Origin of the sequence: Coxiella endosymbiont of Ornithodoros amblus, assembly GCF_019425495.1 — a bacterium.
In the GTDB taxonomy this organism is placed as follows: Bacteria; Pseudomonadota; Gammaproteobacteria; order Coxiellales; family Coxiellaceae; genus Coxiella.
The window spans coordinates 1-18,446 of the sequence record NZ_VFIV01000005.1; the positions used below are offsets into that span (position 1 = coordinate 1).

Below are 18,446 nucleotides of genomic sequence, written 5' to 3' on the forward strand. Positions count from 1 at the left end.
CTGCAACGATTTTGTGGCTTATTTCAGATTGATTTTCTGCAAATCGCCGCTGGATTTTTAGCGCTGCGCTTGGATCGGAGCAGGAGTGTTATCTCCTGATAGAGCGAACGAATTGGTATTGTGACAATAAGTTACTTTTTATTAGAAACTAATATGTTTAGACAGAACTATTCTTTGGAATTAGTGCTAGAAATTTTATTAGCTTTAAATATTATGTATTTTATTTATATTTATTGTTTATTTTTTATCGAAATTAAATAAATTATTTATTTTAAATTTTATTACTTACAAAAATATGATTTTTCAAATATATTTATTCAATTTTTTGAATTTCACAATTACTTAAAAAAAAGATAAGTTCGTATAAGTGGAAATCACTTTATGTTTTATCAATTCTTATAGTAGTGATTAAGATTAACACAGTTTTTCTTTATATTGTCACTGATTATAAAGGTCCGTTTTATTTTTTATACTTGAGTTTTCATAATTAATTTCTGAACATATAAAATTAATGTTTTATTCATTAGCAATCCGTTTTTCATTGATTTCGTTGTTATTGTTTTCGATTGTTGACAAGAGTAATACTGATAGGAAAAGGAAACAAGACGGATGAGAAATACGAGTCTATCTTTAAAACTTTTACACTATTAACGGAAAATAAATTTTCGTACGTAAATCAAGTTTACAATGATAGTTCTGAACGATATAATGCAAATAAAAAAATCGTTTTTCCTTCAATTGTGGTTTCTGAATTTCCTAGTAGGTTAAATTTTGATTTCCCCTGTTGGAAATTTCAACCTAATAAAATAATTAATAAATAAGATTATAAATTATAATTGTAAATTTTTATCATAGATTAAATTCATGATTTTAAATTGTATTTAGTTGACTGGTATCAATCGCTATAGTGTAATCGATGATATACCGGTATGTGATTGCAACTTTCTTGGCAATTTATTTAGAGATCGGATTACTGATTAATATTTACATTAATTTGTTATATTATACAAATGTTTCTTTATTTAAATTATTGACGGCGATGCTAATTTTTAAAATTCTTCCAATAAAAATCGTACTCACTGATTTAATTTCATTAATTTCGTTGTACCTGACATTTACTTTTAAAAACAAGCTAATTCTATTAGGCTTCAATTACCGTGACAATTAATCCTGAGAGTACAAAAACACCATAATAAAAGGCTATTTACAATTTTGTAGAAGAATTAAGAATCGCAGTGACACTTAAGTTTATACAAAAATTTTATCTTATTTAGGCAGATTAAATGAATTTCTTTGAGATCGATTATACTGAAAAATTAGCGATGGTGATTGTTACGAAATGTTTTTGTACAAATTAGATCACAGTGAGTTTGTGGTGATGATAGCGTATGAGATTAGTCATATTCGCCATATAGATATTAAATTGACGTTAACATCTTCAATTTTGGCTAACATTTTATTGATTACTGTTGATATTCTATTTTTTAGTTCTATGTATAGTGGATGCTCTCAAGAAAGTGGTGAGAGACGAAATCGGCTGTTTATTTTACTATTGTGCTATTGGATGCCACTTTTAATGGTTATTTTATGCTATACCTCAGTCTCATACAGGAATATCCACAAACTCTCCACGAAAGCCTTCGGCAAGCCGCTTATATTTTTGATCCTGTAACACAGTGGGTATCAAACTGATGCATTCGTTGAGCGATTTCTTTTCTACTTATCCATCATTAGTAAAACGTTTGACGACGATAGATTATAAACTTAAAGAACGGTAAAGAAATATGGTCAAATCTTTGATGTATCATTCCACACCAGTCACACCCCTTTTAATTTTAGGCTTTGTCTTTACCACCTGTAGGTAATGATATCATCTTGATTATCGGACTTTAAAATAAAAATTTGATAACTAAAGTCAAAAATATTCATATTTTAGTAAAAATTTTCTTGTTGTTAAATAAAAATAACGTCTGCTTAAATAAAAGGATAGGTCCTTAATAGGAATTCCTATTTAGAAATCTATCCGTTTTGTTTGTTAATTTAAGGTTGTTATTCGATGAAATTTCATAGAGAACCATTGCGTCCTCATCATAGTTACATCCTATCTATAAAAGAGAAGTATTTTTTATTTAAAAATGAACTTGTTTTATTAAAAAACTAAAGAAAGACAAGCGGGCTAATTAATAAAGTGAGGTTTTATCGACGATTAGAGGATATGACGTAATAATCAAATCGCATCGATGGAAGTATAGTTTCCTATGTTATTCTCAACAGAACATAATCGCAAGTATCCTTTAGCAGTTCCAATTTTTTTACATAACCCTGATCAATATCAAGTTCTATATAATCAAATAAAATTTTTTCATAAGTACAATAATTTTTAACGAGTAAGTAGTTAAAAGTATTTTCACCACTTTCGGGATCGTAAACGAGTAGTGGCTCTGTGTGTTCAAGATAAAAGTTAACAATAAGTGCGGTTAATAATTTTTATATTGTTTTCAATATATTTTCATTCGGCTTTATTGACGTTTTTTGGATAGTAAAGTAAGTTTCGAAGTAAGATTTGAAAATATTTAAAATAGCTTTCGGATTCTTTTTTTTAACTATTTTTTCTCGTGTTCGGATAAGATTAATTTCTTCAAGGAGAAGATTGTAGAGTTTGGCATTACTCATCTTTATTAGTATTTTCTAGTAAAAAAAGGTACCATTTAATTACTTTCCTTTTTTAATTTCGTAAAACGATATTATAAAAACACAGAAATTTAAAGTCATTTTTTGATTATGGTGGTTATGTATTTTTTTAGAATGAGTATAACGAATCATTTGTAATAATTCATAAGGAAATCGATGTGTTTTCTCGACTGTGAACGAGAAAAAACCATTTGAGACTAATTTTACTTTTTTGAAGATATCATCCAGATCACCAATGTAGGTGAAAACGTCGCCTGCTAAAATAAGATTAAATCCATGGTTTTTATCTAACCCATTTTTCAATGTTTGATTTTTAAGTTTATCGTAAATATTTTTATTTCCAGCAATGATGAGCATATTTTCATAAGCATCAATACCGATTAATTCTTTAGCCATTGATTTAAAAAGCTCACCGCAAAGTCCTGTTCCGAAGCCTAAATCTAAAATTCACCATTTAGTCTTGCCGCCACTCGATTCAGTTTCAACGGCTTGATAAAGCTTTTGAGGGACTTGGTATTGCAAATGCAAGGTTAAATACTGGTCATAATAAGTAGAATATTCGTTAAATAAATGACGAACGTACGAATTGGGCACGTGCTCTGGGACTTCTTTTTTTGGAGTTCTGTTAAAATATGTTCGATTTCAGAATTTTTTGGCTTTAGGAGAAAGGCGGATTTATAGTGTTCAATGGCCTGGTTTATTTGATTTATTTTTAAATAAACCGCCGCGATATTTAAGTAATCTTCACGATAATTAGGATCTAAGGTGAGTACTTGTTTGAAATAATCAATGGCTTCCCAATGCCGTTCTTGATACATGTGTAAAACACTGATGTTATAAATAGCATTTTATTTGCAGTTTTTTCAATTGCCGTAAATAATGAAGAGCGCTTATATGCTCTCCACACTGAAGATAAAGCGATGGCTAAGCTTAATGGCAATTAGGGTGTTCCGAATTTAACGAGAGCGTATTCGTAAAATAGTCAATGGCTTTTTCAAATTGATTATCTTTAAGATGAGCCAATCTACAATCGTATTAAGCATCCGAATTTTTTGGTTCTAGGGTTAAGCGTCTTTTGTAGTAAGTAATCGCCTTTGAGAAATCGCCCAGATACATATAAACGTGAGCGAGTTGCCTAAAAGCAGCAGAATGCTGCGAGGACATCGCAATAGTTCTTTATTAGTTCAGCAATAGCTTGATGGTAGTTTTCAAGTTTGATTAAAAGCCGGTCATAATTGAAGTTCGCGTTTTCAAAATTGGGTTTCAAAGCAATAGCTTTTTGATAGTATTTTTTAGCATTATAAAATTTTTTTGTCGAAAAAAACAATTGGCAATATTATTGTAGGCTGTGGCACAGTCCGGTTGTAATTGAATAGCCTGATTGTAAGCAATGGTAGCTTCGACTAATTTTCCATGTTGGGACAATATATTCCCCCAGCTATTTTGATAAGATGGCGTTTAGGGGCTCTAGAACAAGAGCACGATTGATATAGCGAAGGGCTTCTCATCATTACGACACCTAATTGAGATAAGGCAATTCCCGCACCGTGAAAGGCGGCAGAGCTTGTTTGGGATCATCCAGAAGTACCTTAGGTAATTCTTAAGAGCGTTGTTTTTGAGGCTTCTTTGTTGGTGTTGTTGAATTGCGCGTTCCAGGAGCTTGTTGGTCATATCGTTTTTGAAGGGATTGACTCAATTGATAAACGGTCATTGCATAAATTATACGCGGATTATACCGCATAATCACACTAAAATTAGCAAACACGAGCCATTTTTCATGGCCATTTTCCATTTTCAGTTGGATAATGGCCGCTTTTTTAGTATCATGTATCGGAATAGATGGTATAATTCCCTTATTTTTCAATTGCTTAATAGAAATTTTGGGAATAGTCCTTTTGGAAATCAACTGCGGGTCAAGGGGTTTTTTGCTGGTAAAAGCACAGGCAATAGGTTGATTTTTGTGCCAGCCGTTGGCATGTAGAAAGTTTGCAATACTAACAATGGCGTCTTCGTCGTTATTCATGAGGTCAATGTGGCCCTGCTTGGTATAGGTAACTGCATAATGCCTGTAAGTACTAGGCATAAATTGAGGAATTCCGATAGCGCCAGCGTAAGAGCTTCTTAATAGGGGAAGGGGTAAGCGCTGTTCTTCAATAAGCAAAAAAAATTGAGTGAGCTCTCGGGTGAAAAACTTCGTCCGATGATTATAATGGAAAGCCAACGTCGTTAATGCGTTGAGGGCGGAATATTTTCCGATACGTTCTTTATAATCGGTTTCAATTCCAATGATGGCGACGATAACACCGGGTGGGACGCTATACCGGCGTTCGGCATATTCCAACGCTCTTGCATGGACTTTCCAATAATTAATACCGTCTTGGATCCGCTTTTCGGTTATAAAATAGTGACGATAAACGTACCACGGTTTTTTTTCATAAGGATGAGTGATATGGAAAATCACTTCTTCATCGTATTTCGCTTGAGAAAGCGCAGCGACCAGTTTTTCATGTTTGAAGTGATAACGCTTTGCCATGTAATTAATGAAAGTTTTTTCTTTTTGTGCCACTGTGCTTTGCTTTTTCATTTCGGTACCTAATATTGGTGTGGAAAACAACAATAACAGCGTACAAAATCCACTTTGAAGCCAATTTAACATAAATATCCTTTATTATAAATTTATTTCCACACGGCTTGCCGTGTCTCTTCAGGCAGCCATTCCCGCGCAGGTGGCATGACGGGTCAACTGGGCCATAATTTTCGATGTGTGTGGATTGACATAATCATACCAAATCCAGCCATTGTTGTAATGATTGAACTGCCGCCATAACTAATTAATGGAAGCGTAACGCCAACGACTGGCAAAATTCCAACGACCATTCCAATATTAATAAACGTGCATAAAATAAAAGTTAAACTTAAGCTTCCGCTTAATAAGCGCGTAAATGTATCTTGCGCTTGACTGCTAATGTAAAATCCGCGGCTGAAAACGGCTAAAAATAGAATGAGGAAAGCAAGGCAGCCAATTAATCCCAATTCCTCGCCCGTCACAGCAAAAATAAAGTCGGTCGCATGGGCCGGTAGGAATTGTAGATGAGACTGTGTTCCATGCAGCCAACCTTTACCAAATAAGCCACCGGAACCGATGGCAATTTTTGATTGAATAATATGATAGCCACTTCCCAGCGGGTCTCGCTCAGGATTGAGAAAGGTTAGAACACGTTCTTTTTGATAGCCGTGCATGAAGTCCAAAAGAATGGGGGTACTTAACGCACCCAAGGATAAAAAAACGAGAATTAATTTCCAATTTAATCCAGCTAATAATAAAACACAAAGACCCGCAGCAGCAATGATAATTGCCGTTCCTAAGTCGGGCTGTTTTGCGGTCAGAATTACCGGAAAAACCAATAAAATTAGAGAAATGATGAGCGGTTTGATTTTTGGAGGAAGTTGTTTTTTATCGAAATAATACGATAACATCATCGGCATCGCAAATTTCATGATTTCGGAAGGTTGTAAATGAAAAAAACCTAAATCCAACCACCGACGGGCACCCTTACTAATATTTCCAAAAACTAATACCCCAATTAACAATAATAATCCGACGCTAAATATCCATGGTGTCCAGTGATAATAAAATTTAGGAGGAATATAGGCAAAAATAAACATGACTAAAAAACCGATCAGCAACCACACCGTTTGTTTAAGCATAACACTGACGTTTTGATTGCTCGCGCTAAATAAAATAAAAAGTCCGACATTGACGAGCAGAAAAACAAAAATTAAAAGTAAGGGATCGATAGGTAGGGCTTGCCAGCGGAAGTGAACCATACGCCGTTTAAGGCGGGAATCGGAGTTCAATTTGTTAAGCATATAAGCGCGTGTTGTCAATACAATCTCTTTTACCTTTCTCCCTACGAGAAAGAAGGGAAATTATTTTTGCCGATGTTTGAAATAATAGTTAATGATTTCTCCTGCCATTTTATCAGCCATTGCGCTATGTTCAACCACTACTGCAATGGCTATTTGCGGGTTCTCGACCGGCGAAAAAGCAATAAAAAGGTGGTTGTTACGTAAGCGCTTGGGAATATTGGTGCGGCTTTTATCTTCGTCGCGTTGGTGCCCGTAGACCTGGGCGGTGCCGGTTTTGGCAGCCACCGTAAAATCAGGGTGCCCACCAAAGAAATGAGCTGTTCCCCACGGCTTATCCACCACGTCTTGCATCGCATGGATAAGAATATCCCAATTATCAGAGTTCCTCAAAAGAATGGGTGGTTCGGGGATCGCCTGTTGAACGTTGACTTCTCCCGTGGGCCCCACACTTTTCAATAACAGCGTGGGGCGATAGCGTTTTCCGTGTTCGGCAAGAATCGCTGTCGCTTGTGCGAGCTGCAAAGGGGTAACTAGGAAAAATCCCTGACCAATGCCAGCCTCAATGGTATCGCCGGTATACCAAGGTTTGCCTTGCGTCCCCATTTTCCAGCGCGGAGAGGGAACAAGCCCGGGGACCTCTTCCGGCAAATCGATCCACGTTAGTTGGCCAAACCCGAAACGCTGGAGGATATCATCCATCCGTTTAATACCCAGCGCCACTGCTAGATTATAGAAATAAACATCACAAGAGACAGCGATCGCTTTGACGACGTTAACCCAGCCATGTCCCCGTTCTCGCCAATCGTGATAAATATGTTGGGTGTTGGGTAACTGGAACCACCCCGGATCGTAAATTCGGTATTGGGGGGTGATGATTCCCATATCCAAACCGAAAAGAGCTAAAAAAGGCTTAACTGTTGAGCCCGCGGCAAATTGTCCGCGGATCGCTCGATTGTAGAGGGGGTGCTGCGGCGAGTTTACTAATTTTTGATAGTCTTGTTGGCTCAAGCCAGAGACGAAGGGGTTAGGGTCAAAGCTTAGCTTGGTAACCAACGCCAAAACCTGTCCTGTGCTGGGTTGGATGGCAACGATAGCACCACTCTCATCACCCAGGGATTTTCTTGCTTCAGCCTGAAGATTGCTATCAATAGTGAGATAGATGTTAATTCCCGGTGTAGGTGGTACGCTTTTTAATATACGAACGATCCGTCCACTGGCATTGATTTCAGCTTCTTCAGCGCCCATTGTGCCGTGGAGTTCATTTTCATAATATTTTTCGATCCCCATTTTGCCGATATCGTCATCGACGTTGTAATTGTTGGTGTTTATCTTTTGCAGTTCTCGAGCATTAATTCGACCGACGTACCCCACTAGATCGCTGGTGATGTCCCCGAGCGGGTAATAACGCATCATTCGCGTTTCAATCCGCACGTCGGGAAATCGATATTGGTTTACATAAAAACGGGCAACGTCTTCGTTTGTTAATTTATATTTTAGTGGGACGGGTTGGCAGCGGTGATATTGATAGAGGATATGATGAAATTGTTTAATTTCATCGGAGGAAATGGGAATTATTTTGGTGAGTTCTCTTATGGTTTCGTTTAAGTGATGTGTCCCATTGGGGAGGATGGTTAATATGTAAGTCGGAATATCCTTGGCTAACAACACGCCATTTCGATCAAATATCAGACCGCGGCTCGGTTCAATGGGAATAATATTTAATAGATTGTGGCGTGAAAGGGTGGAATAAAAATGGTGATTTTTGATTTGAAGATAGATTAACCTTCCGATGAGGATAAAGGCGAAAATCAAAAGTAGAATAAGGGCAGTCAAGCAGCGACTTTTGAACAAGTGTGTTTCAAGATGAATATTTTTAATTGTCAGCCGTTCTCTATTCATGTCGATCTTTGTCTATTTTCTGAGCGACCTATCGATGATAGGGATAATTCGTTATTATACTCCACGCGCGGTAAATTTGTTCAGCAACAATGGCACGCGCTAACGCGTGCGGTAACGTTAACGCAGAGAGTGACCAAGACCCATCGGCTTTGTCTATGCAAGTAGTGGACAAACCCTCAGGACCGCCGATGAGAAAGCTAATCGATCAATTTTCGTGACGCCATTGTGAACAGTTTTAGGCTAAGTCGAGCTGTCAACTTCTTCTCCTAAGCGATCCAGAACGATAATTTCACACTCTTTCGGAACGGCGTCGAGAAACTGTTGACTTTCTTGAAGCATGATCTTTTTTAAGATTGGCTCCTTTAGAGCGCTTAAACGCTGCTATTTCAATCAGATTTAAGTCAAAATCGCGAGGCAATCGATCGCCGTAGCTTTGAAAGCCAGAATTTATCCAAGCCGGTAGACGCTTTCCCAACGGTAACCACATTAATTTTCATATTGTTGGTAGTCAGTTTCCGTAACGCTCCACAATTTCTCGAGATTGTAGAAATCACGGACTTCGGGCAGCATGATGTGCACAATTACATCGTAAAGGTCGATGAGAATCCATTCAGCCTCAGCTTTACCTTCCACGCCCAACGGACGTATTCCATTTTCTTTTGCTCGCCGAATGACTTTATCGGCAAGTGCACTAGCATGGCGTTTTGAAGTTGCGCTACAGACGATTATTCGATCCATCAGGTCGGTCAATGTACTCACATCAAGATCGGTAATTTGAAGAGCTTTATGCTCATCAAGCGTGTTAATCACTAAATTGGCAAGATCGGCATTTTTCATCGGATTATTAAATTAGTCCTCCTTGGGTAAAAACCCCCTAATGATAAAGGGATTGCGAATTTCAAACAACTTAGCTCCCGGTGAAGGATTTAAGTCTGTGGCATTTAAGGTAGGGTATTCATTCGAATGTAGAACACATGGTTCCGGAATGTGCGGTTGCGCTGATAAACTTTATTCGTATGTAGGATTCTCTATCGTCGATAATAGAAGACATAAAATTACTTATCTGAAGTGTTCAGGAATCAATTTAGAAGCATTACGACATTCCCTTCACTATGGGGTGCCTGATAATAAACATACCGACCCTCCCTATGAACTTTCATTTATTGTGGGAGGGGAAAGCAACACATCCATATTTTTGTGTTTGATAAGAAATAAGAAATGGATCATCGTAAAAGAGCGCATTATAGCTAAAGCTACAATGGCTTAAGGCCTGTTAACCTACTATATTGGCTATTTATCTGTAGTAAAAACGGTTGTACCGCCAAAGAGCGTGTCGGGCCGTACCTGTAATGGTGGAACCATTCAAATTGATTTTTGCCATAGTGGAAACAGAGACAGGGGTAAATAGCGCAACCGACGAAATGACGCTGATAACGATGATGTCAGTGAGGGCCACTATAGAAGCGCCTAGGGTAGCAGACCTAAAAACCACGAAAACGATGTTGCGCTAACTGAACGGACTTATTGGATGGGGGTTTTTGTCCGGCTGAAGCTGCTCCAGCTCCTGAAACTGTAAATCCTAATGCCAATAAGTAATACTGAATTTTATCATTTCCATAGATATTCTCGATTATTCTGCGTTTAGACTTATAAAAAATTTAGCATATTAATTTTTTATTTTGGTCTAAGGAGTAATTATTGTTGATAGAGTTTATGCGCTTTAATGTAAGCAAGTGCAGTTTTCGGCAAAAGAGGCGCTATGATTTCATAATCGCCCTTAGGCAGATAACAACGGATTTGAGTGGCGCTGATGGCCTTGGGAGAAAGCGTTTGAAAAAATATTTTTCCGAACTGGAATCGACCAAGATCCTCAGTATTTTCTGTTTGATGGTGACAAAGAAGATCGCTCAACCACGGTTGTTGGGGTAAAGGATAATTTGGACGATTAACTATAATGAGATGGCAATACTCCAGAATTACCGAAGATTGGTGCCAATGCTTAAAATCAGAAAAAGCATCAGTTGAAAGAATGAAGCAAAGTGCCTGAGTAGGAAATAAGGGTCGTAGGGTTTTAAGTGTGTTAATAGTATAAGAAATATCGTTTCCTTTAATTTCGACATCATTTAGAACTAAATTAGGCTGGTTTGCAATAGAACGCTTGATCATTTCCAAGCGATCAGCTGGACTGGCGATAGGAGGTGGACGATGAGGCGGTTGTCGAGAAGGTATAAATTGAATTTCTGTCAACGATGGCAGTTTCTGTATTAATTCATTGGCTAGCGCTAAATGGCCATTGTGAATAGGATCGAAAGTGCCACCAAATAACCCGAGCAATGGAAACATTTTAAAGGAGCCCCTTTTTAACCCCGGCTATGCGTAAACTTAATGTTTCTAATTCCTGCCACGCGTTGCCCGCTGTTAAGCCTTTGAGGATATGCTCGATGCGTTTTGCTTGTTGTAATAGTTGAGCGATAATCGTTGTATTTAAGCGCGTTAACGCCATTCTTAGCGGCTGCTTACGTGTTTGCCATTGGGAAGCGAGAAGTTCGGTGAGCGGTTTACCTCGCTGATAGTCAATGGCCAGTAGATACAGCAGACGCAATTCGCGAGTTATGGCCCATAATATCAGCAGCCCTGCTTCTTTGTCGGCAAAATATAAATTCGCTAAAATGCGAACGACACGGGATTTCGTGCCCATTAAGGCGGCTTCTGTGAGATCGAAAATGGTAAATCGTGCGTTATCGTTAACAATTCCGATAATCGCTTTGGGAGTGATAGATTTGTCTTGGTGAAGAAGGCGTAATTTTTCGATAGCTTGGTGTGTGGCTAATAAATTACCTTCAGTTAATTCAGCGAGAAGCGAAATACTTTCATTATCAGCTTTTAAGCCTGCTTTTTTTAAGCGTTGTTCAATCCAAGCCAGTAGTAATTGTCCTGACAAAGGCCAAAGGGAAATTACGGCGCCTGAACGGTCGATGGCTTTATACCATGTTGTTTTTTGTTGAGCGGCCGTTAATTTATTAGTGATAATTATTAAGCGTTTATCCTCGGGTGGGTTGTTAAGATAATGTAATAAAGCCCGTGTTCCTAATTCATCGAATTTTGCTTTGGGATTGTGAAGTTCAATAAGCGTTTTCTCGCTTAATAAACTAAAGTTATTGAAAGATTGTGTTAGGTTTTGCCAATGGAATCCCGTTTCAATAAATAATAATTCACACTGGTGGAAGCCTTTCTGCCGAGCTGCTTCGCGGACAGCGTCGCGGGTTTCCTGGACGAGAAGCGGAATGTCTCCGGAAATGAGATAAAGGGGAAGAAGCGCTTGTCGGTTTAAGTGGTTGTCGAGCTGTTTTTGTAGGAGTTGCATGGTTAAACTCCTCTCTTTCTAATTCTCGGAGGAGGAGGGGCTAAACCTGCAACCAAATAATTATAAATCAATGTCACCATTGTCCGCGTCATTTCTTGCTTCATCAAATGAGCGGCGTTTGGTGTGTAAACTTGATTCGGATTTTGCAGTAGTGATCGGATTAGCGTTAAATTTCGCGGACCTTTAATTGTACGGCCGTCTCGCGTTTCCACAACGAAATCCACACTTAATGTATAAGAATAAGTTGTGGCATTGCTACTGTATAAAATAGTGGGGATCGCAGTTTCCCAGCTAATGTGACTAACCCGTAATGTTACTGGAGCAGCTTCTCGCGTTTGGGTTAAATGAACATTAAGCGCGCGTAACGTCCGGCTGAGTTGAACGACTAAAGGATCATAAGGGTTGTGAGCATCTAAATAAAGAATACGTAGTTGTGGTGGAACATCGTTAGGTGAACGTGGTCTAAAACCACAGGCGGGAAGAGTGCTGCTAATAAAAATGACCATCAGGAGTGGGATAATTAGCCGAATTTTTTTCATGATGCCGTTACACTACAATATTGATGAGTTTTTTAGGAACGACGATAACTTTTTTGATTTTTTTATTCGCAAGGTGGCGTTGCACATTTTCCTGGTTTAATGCAGTGTTTTCGATAATTTCTTTCGATGCTTCTGTTGGCACTTGAATACGGCCGCGAAGTTTTCCGTTAATTTGAACAATTAATTCAAGTTCAGTAGCTTGTAATGCTTTAGGGTCAGATTTAGGCCACGGAGCGTTAAGAATATCGCCGCCGAATCCGAGGGATTGCCATAAGTGGTGACTAATGTGTGGCGCAATCGGTGACAAAAGCCGCAATAAAATTCCTGTACCTTCTCGAATTAAATGCGTTTCAGCATCGTTATCGGTCGTTAACTTTATTAATATATTTAATATTTTCATTATGGCTGAAACGACAGTATTAAATTGCAGGCATTTCATGTCGATGTTGGCTTGTTGTAAATATTCGTGTATTTGTTGTCGGAGTTGACGATGCTCGGGTGCTTCCCATTGGTAATTGCTTCTCTCTTTTTGTTGATTAATGACGAGCAAAGCATCTTTAATCCGATAAGAAAAGCCCCACAATTTTTTTAAAAAACGATAAGCACCCTCGACCCCGCTATCGGACCACTCCAAGTTTTGTTCGGGCGGAGCAGCAAATATGATAAATAATCGAACTGTGTCTGCACCGTATTTTTTGATGAGCGATTGGGGAGTGACAACATTTCCTTTAGATTTAGACATTTTTGTGCCGTCTTTTAAGACCATTCCTTGCGTCAATAATCGAATAAAAGGTTCGTTTGAATTTAATAAACCGAGATCGCGCAATATTTTGTGCATGAATCTCGCATAGAGAAGATGCATAACGGCGTGTTCGATACCGCCGATGTATTGATCGACAGGCGTCCAATACTTCGCTCGATCATCTAGCATTATTTTATCTTGTTCCGGGCAACTATAGCGAGCGTAATACCAGGAAGATTCAACGAAGGTATCCATGGTGTCGGTCTCGCGGGTCGCTGATTTATTGCAAATAGGACATCGGGTTTTATAGAAACTGGCTGCTTTTTTTAAAGGAGATCCATGAGCAGTAGGAATAATATCTTCAGGTAACAAAACAGGTAATTGATTTTCCGGTACAGGAACTGTTCCACAAGTTTTGCAATAGATAATAGGAATGGGCGTTCCCCAGTAGCGTTGCCGTGAGATTCCCCAATCACGTAGCCGATAAAGGGTTTGTCGGCTACCAGCACCATTAATTTTTAAATAATCAGCGATAGTGTTAAAGGCGGTTTTTGAATCGATATCGTTAAAGAAACCTGAATTAATCAGCTTACCCGGATTGGTGTAGGCGGATTGATTATAATCCCAATCGTGGCCATCAGCCGGTTCAATCACAGGCTTGAGAGGTAAATCATATTTTAAGGCAAATTCATGATCCCGTTCGTCATGCGCTGGTACTGCCATTACAACGCCGAAGGCATATTCCATTGAAACGAAGTTTGCGATCCAAATAGGTAATTTTTCTTGAGAGATAGGGTGAACGGCAAAAAGTCCGCTGTTGATGCCTTCTTTTTCTTGCGTAGCGATATCGGCTTCGGCTACACGTGTTTGTTTACATTTTTTTAAAAAGGCTGCAATTTTCTTGCTTTTTTTAGCGCGTTCTTTTGTAAGTGGGTGTTCGGGCGCAATGGAAAGGTAGGTAACACCCATTAATGTGTCTGGCCGGGTGGTATAAGCCTGCAATTTATCAGGGGCTTTTTCAAGGTTGAAGTTAATGATCACCCCTTGGGATTGACCGATCCAATTACGCTGCATGGTAATGACCTGTTCTGGCCACTCTTTTAATTCATCGAGATCTTTAAGTAATTCTTCACTGTAGTCTGTAATTTTTAAAAACCATTGAGAAATTTCACGACGCTCTACAAGCGCTCCCGAGCGCCATCCACGACCATTGACAATTTGTTCATTGGCTAAAACAGTTTGATCGACAGGGTCCCAATTAACGACGGCATTTTTTTTGTAAGCCAGCTCTTTTTTGTAAAGTTGCAAAAATAACCATTGTTCCCATTGATAATATCTCGAATCACAGGTGGTAATTTCACGCGACCAACCGTAAGCAAAACCTAGCTGCTTTAATTGTTTGCGCATTTTTTTAATGTTCTTGCGCGTCCATTCGGCAGGGGGAAGTTCGCGCTGGATTGCTGCATTTTCCGCGGGCAATCCAAAAGCATCCCAGCCCATGGGCTGTAAAACATTTTGGCCTTTATGGATTTGGTATCGAGCGATAACATCGCTAATCGTATAATTGCGTACATGCCCCATGTGCAGATCGCCGCTGGGATAGGGCAGCATGGACAGACAATAAAATTTTTCCCTGCTTAAATCCTCCTTTACTTCAAAAGTCTCGTTCTCTTCCCAGTACTCTTGAGCCAGTTGTTCGATTAGGGTGGGTTGGTAGGATTCATTCATAGTTGGCTAGGATACCTCAGTGGGTTGGCGGATGGAAGAATAGGTTATTTTCCTTAAGCAAATGTTAAATATGATTAAAAGTTGACTCCTTAGGAGACGACGCTTTAATTTTTAAAGAAAAATTAAAAAAAGGGGGGGCATGTTTATCAGATCAAATCATGATCAAACCTCTAAGAATCAGTTTTATAAACCCGGTATGTTAGTTAGTGCCGGTATTTTCAGCCGCAGGGTTACTTAAATCGGTGTCACCAATTTCTCTTACAGCAAATAGAAAACGTAAGTTTATTGCCGATAGAGAGCAGTATGCTCAGTTATACGAAGCCTTGGTGTACCGGTTTGTGGAATTCGTCCAGGTATTGCCGATTCGATTGGATGAGCCTTTATGCGGTTTAATGAATGGAGGTTTGCTGCGGGGAATAATTCCTTGAATCACTACATTCAGAATCATCCCGAAGCCACACCGCTGGAGCACTATGCACTATTTTCATCAGGATTATTGCTTGAAGTAGCATATGCGGTTGTCAATCAGAAAATTTTTATTACTGACGAGGAAGGCAATTTTATTAAACAATGGAATCCTTTTAATTGGCCGTTAAATCGATGACGTAGAAATAAAATATTATAAAATTATTCCGCTTTCGTCGTATTATCAGCGTAATATTCCTTCAATCACACCTATTTTAGTGCGTCAATTATTGCCTGATGAAGGGTTTTTATGGTTGATAAGCGACATGCGTCTTTTTTCCGATTGGATGCAAGCTTTACGCGATAATGAGGGTGGAGGCGGAGGGCGTTTTCTTGGAGAAAGCAAGGATATTTAAGCAATACATTGATTTGTATCTCAATGTGCCAGTGAATTTATTTACTGTCTATCAACAATTTGGAAATTTATTCGGTCTTACAAAATTTAAGTGGTATTGATTATCGATTTGAACAGCTTTTTTCAGAATATCCCGATGCAGTTTAAAGGTAAATTCAAAATAGGGGTTGCCGGCTTCATCGGCATACGAAGAGCAAGTCCTACTCGGGAAGGAGTACTTATCGCCGATCCCAATTTGATTTTTACACCTGCTGAAATTCCGTTGCCGACATCGTATTTAAATTATCGTCTGCTCAAAAGTCGAAGAATATTCCTACGACCCCGACTTCAAGCGTGAATCCGAAAATAAAGTAAAAATGTTTCTCTTTTTAAGATTCAATTCTAAATCCCTTTGACTTTTGGGTTTTTAGATCATTATCTTTTCTTAGTGTTTGATACAATTTATCTGTTTTAATCTAAAATGGAAGATATTTATAATGGGAAATATCAAGTAATAAAAATCGATCTGCTTTTATATTATAAGCGGATAATGGTTAAAAATGACCGAAACCTTTTTCCTTTATATATTTACAGAAAAAATTAACAATAATGAACTTATGGGATGAGATAACGGCGCCGATGGCCAATTTTCGAAATAGTTTTTTGTCTATCCCTTCCTCTCTGCCGTGATATATTTTTACAAAAATATTAGAAGTTTTTAACGATTGAGTAATTTGAGATAAGGTAGAACCTTTTGAATTGATTTCAGTCGGTGTAATCATTTTTAAAACACTTTCTGTAAAGAAACTATTTTACTCAAAGGTGTAAAAAGGTGAGTGAGAGGGAGTTATCGATGGTTTAATGCTGACAGCATTTAAGGCCATGACACTTAGCCGAAACCCCGGCAGAATGCCACCTTTTTCAGTGGTAAAATACGTTATCAGCTCTCAGAACGCTGTTTTATGTTGGCTCTTATTTAAAGAGTTTAATTCTGGCTGGAGAATTGAAAGCAATTAAATTATGATGAACGGACAATAAAGTAAAATGCACATATTTTCATGGATAGGATCAAAGTAATTATAAAAAATAAAAATTTTTTCTAAAGATATATTCACAATCAATACATTCGTTAAAATCCGTAGGTTTGGCTCATTGATTTAAGTTAGTAACCATTTTAATAATGGTAGTATATGAATTTGGTATTTTTATTGCTTTTGTTCGATATACTGCTTTAGTCCCTAACGAACAGGGGTTCGACGATGCGCTTATAGTTGTTTCATTACCTTCTTCACTTTCAGTTAAAATATAACCTTCTTTGAGATTGTAGAGATTGTAGCTTTCTAAAGCTTCAAGGAGTCGCTCTATTTCTCTTTTTTAGTGTTAGGATCGAAAAGAGTTTGTCAAACTTGAATTTCTTTAATAATTTTTATTCTTTCCTGAACTAGAAAATTACATTCTCAGACTTATTATAATAAATTGCTTTATATCTTCGTTTTAATTCAATAAACGCTATATTTTCCAACAGCCTTCCATGGTCAACACTAAAATAGAAACTGAGTATTTTTTCTAATGAGTGATCAAAAAATAAACTTTTTTAGACGATAATAATCGCGCTTTTATAGATGAACTGTATCTATATAAGAAAAAAGAACAAATAGCTATTTTCAAGATAACTACAATAATCCGGACATGGTAGTAGAGCTGCCGAGCCTAAATAATTTTTGTAATTAAACGTATGTTGTTTCCTTTCTGCAATTGCTGGAAAGGAAAAGAATAAGTTTTTTAAAGCGATAGGATTTGGTAATTTATATCTTGAAACAATATCGCGACAGAGAATGCTTTCGTACAAAGTATGTGAATAATCTATCTGGTAATTTTTTACATATTCTGGTATTCCGCCATAGGTGCAGTATTTATTTAATAACTGTTTAATTTTACTAATTTTATTAGTTGATAGATTCTCTTGATCCAGTAAATTAGAATCTTCATAATGTACGTACTCATAAATGGATAAATACTGATATCCATGTAACAACCAGTTAATCGGGTCCCTAACTTCTCACTAAATAAAGTTGCATTTGAACCCGTGATTATAATTTTATTACCACCGTTATATAATCCAGAACCCCCCATGATTACACTAACTTCTTTACTTTTTACTAAAGATTATAGTTTTTCTCCGCGCTTTGGTAATAATAATTAAGAGTAATATTTTCTTCTTTTCTCTGGTCAGAAATGATATTTTTAAGCAAGTGTGCAGAGACCGTCGCCATAATACCCCCATTGATAATGGAATAATATCTTGATTTTATCTTAATTAATTATATAGTATAGTGTTAGAGATTTTTGACCACTGAATCCGTGGGTTGGACTGATCTTGCGAAGCCTAACCCGTGTGGTAGGGATAAATAAAATCTAATAAAGTAAGAAACTTACGGATCAGATGAATCAGAATACCTAATAAAGATAGATTGTGCTTTTCTATCTTCTGTGCAAATGCAATAAATTCCAGAATCCGAAAATTTATCCCGTGATATTTCTTCCACTCCTAGTTTTTGGCGCGAGTTATCTAGTGAATGTTCGCCTAGATCAAGACCGACACCAACCTCCTGACTGTTAAAGTAATATATATAAAGATCTCCACGGTCATAATGGGATCCGCAAGTGATGTTGCTTGAGCCCTTGGCTTGAATAGGATTAACTTCCACACTCCCGCAAAATGAAACTAACTTAAGTTTCATCTTTGTAGTCCGACTCCCTAACTTTATTTCTCAGTATAGCATGCTTCTATTTGAATATTAGTAATGAGCTCAT

General features: G+C 37.8%; 9 protein-coding genes and 7 pseudogenes. 2 read left to right on the forward strand and 14 right to left on the reverse strand.

What is annotated here, in order from left to right; translation table 11 throughout:
• Window positions 1-1,611: 1,611 nt before the first annotated feature.
• A pseudogene (locus FIV31_RS08345) lies at window positions 1,612-1,778 on the forward strand (zinc metalloprotease HtpX); the annotation flags it as partial.
• Between the two features lie 947 nt (window positions 1,779-2,725).
• On the opposite strand, the pseudogene FIV31_RS01340 reads toward FIV31_RS08345, so the two are convergent.
• The 11 genes and pseudogenes from FIV31_RS01340 to leuS form a co-directional block, all read right to left on the reverse strand.
• Window positions 2,726-4,362 (reverse strand): annotated as a pseudogene (locus FIV31_RS01340) (tetratricopeptide repeat protein).
• The gene (gene mltB / locus FIV31_RS01345) at window positions 4,292-5,347 is read right to left on the reverse strand and encodes a lytic murein transglycosylase B (RefSeq protein WP_280123546.1); all 1,056 of its coding nucleotides are present in this window, start codon (window positions 5,345-5,347) and stop codon (window positions 4,292-4,294) included. The pseudogene FIV31_RS01340 and the gene mltB overlap by 71 nt, the downstream one beginning before the upstream one ends.
• Before the next feature lie 83 nt (window positions 5,348-5,430).
• On the reverse strand, window positions 5,431-6,579 hold the full coding sequence (gene rodA, locus FIV31_RS01350; protein WP_280123547.1) for a rod shape-determining protein RodA: 1,149 nt from the start codon (window positions 6,577-6,579) through the stop codon (window positions 5,431-5,433).
• Between the two features lie 42 nt (window positions 6,580-6,621).
• Window positions 6,622-8,460: a penicillin-binding protein 2 gene (gene mrdA, locus FIV31_RS01355; protein WP_280123548.1), complete on the reverse strand. Its 1,839-nt coding sequence runs from the start codon at window positions 8,458-8,460 to the stop codon at window positions 6,622-6,624.
• Window positions 8,461-8,488: 28 nt separating this feature from the next.
• Window positions 8,489-8,957: pseudogene (gene rlmH, locus FIV31_RS01360) on the reverse strand (23S rRNA (pseudouridine(1915)-N(3))-methyltransferase RlmH).
• On the reverse strand, window positions 8,947-9,297 hold the full coding sequence (gene rsfS, locus FIV31_RS01365) for a ribosome silencing factor (protein ID WP_280123549.1): 351 nt from the start codon (window positions 9,295-9,297) through the stop codon (window positions 8,947-8,949). Before rsfS ends, rlmH begins: the two are co-directional and overlap by 11 nt.
• Before the next feature lie 453 nt (window positions 9,298-9,750).
• A pseudogene (locus FIV31_RS01370) lies at window positions 9,751-9,952 on the reverse strand (hypothetical protein).
• A gap of 203 nt (window positions 9,953-10,155) precedes the next feature.
• Entirely contained in the window at window positions 10,156-10,803 is a 648-nt protein-coding gene (gene nadD, locus FIV31_RS01375) for a nicotinate-nucleotide adenylyltransferase (RefSeq protein WP_280123550.1), read from the reverse strand.
• Between the two features lies 1 nt (window position 10,804).
• Window positions 10,805-11,824 (reverse strand): DNA polymerase III subunit delta, encoded by a 1,020-nt coding sequence (gene holA / locus FIV31_RS01380; protein WP_280123551.1) that lies wholly within the window; start codon window positions 11,822-11,824, stop codon window positions 10,805-10,807.
• 2 nt (window positions 11,825-11,826) lie between these two features.
• Window positions 11,827-12,363, reverse strand: a complete 537-nt coding sequence (locus FIV31_RS01385) for an LPS-assembly lipoprotein LptE (RefSeq protein WP_280123552.1) — start codon at window positions 12,361-12,363, stop codon at window positions 11,827-11,829.
• A gap of 7 nt (window positions 12,364-12,370) precedes the next feature.
• On the reverse strand, window positions 12,371-14,833 hold the full coding sequence (gene leuS / locus FIV31_RS01390; protein WP_280123553.1) for a leucine--tRNA ligase: 2,463 nt from the start codon (window positions 14,831-14,833) through the stop codon (window positions 12,371-12,373).
• A gap of 139 nt (window positions 14,834-14,972) precedes the next feature.
• Here leuS and FIV31_RS01395 point away from each other — a divergent pair.
• Window positions 14,973-16,007: pseudogene (locus FIV31_RS01395) on the forward strand (conjugal transfer nickase/helicase domain-containing protein).
• Between the two features lie 179 nt (window positions 16,008-16,186).
• On the opposite strand, the gene FIV31_RS01400 reads toward FIV31_RS01395, so the two are convergent.
• The 3 genes and pseudogenes from FIV31_RS01400 to FIV31_RS01410 all read right to left on the reverse strand — a co-directional run.
• Window positions 16,187-16,414: a phytochelatin synthase family protein gene (locus FIV31_RS01400; RefSeq protein WP_280123554.1), complete on the reverse strand. Its 228-nt coding sequence runs from the start codon at window positions 16,412-16,414 to the stop codon at window positions 16,187-16,189.
• Window positions 16,415-16,789: 375 nt separating this feature from the next.
• Window positions 16,790-17,905 (reverse strand): annotated as a pseudogene (locus FIV31_RS01405) (ATP-binding protein).
• Window positions 17,906-18,064: 159 nt separating this feature from the next.
• Window positions 18,065-18,358: pseudogene (locus tag FIV31_RS01410) on the reverse strand (hypothetical protein); the annotation flags it as partial.
• Window positions 18,359-18,446 lie beyond the last annotated feature (88 nt).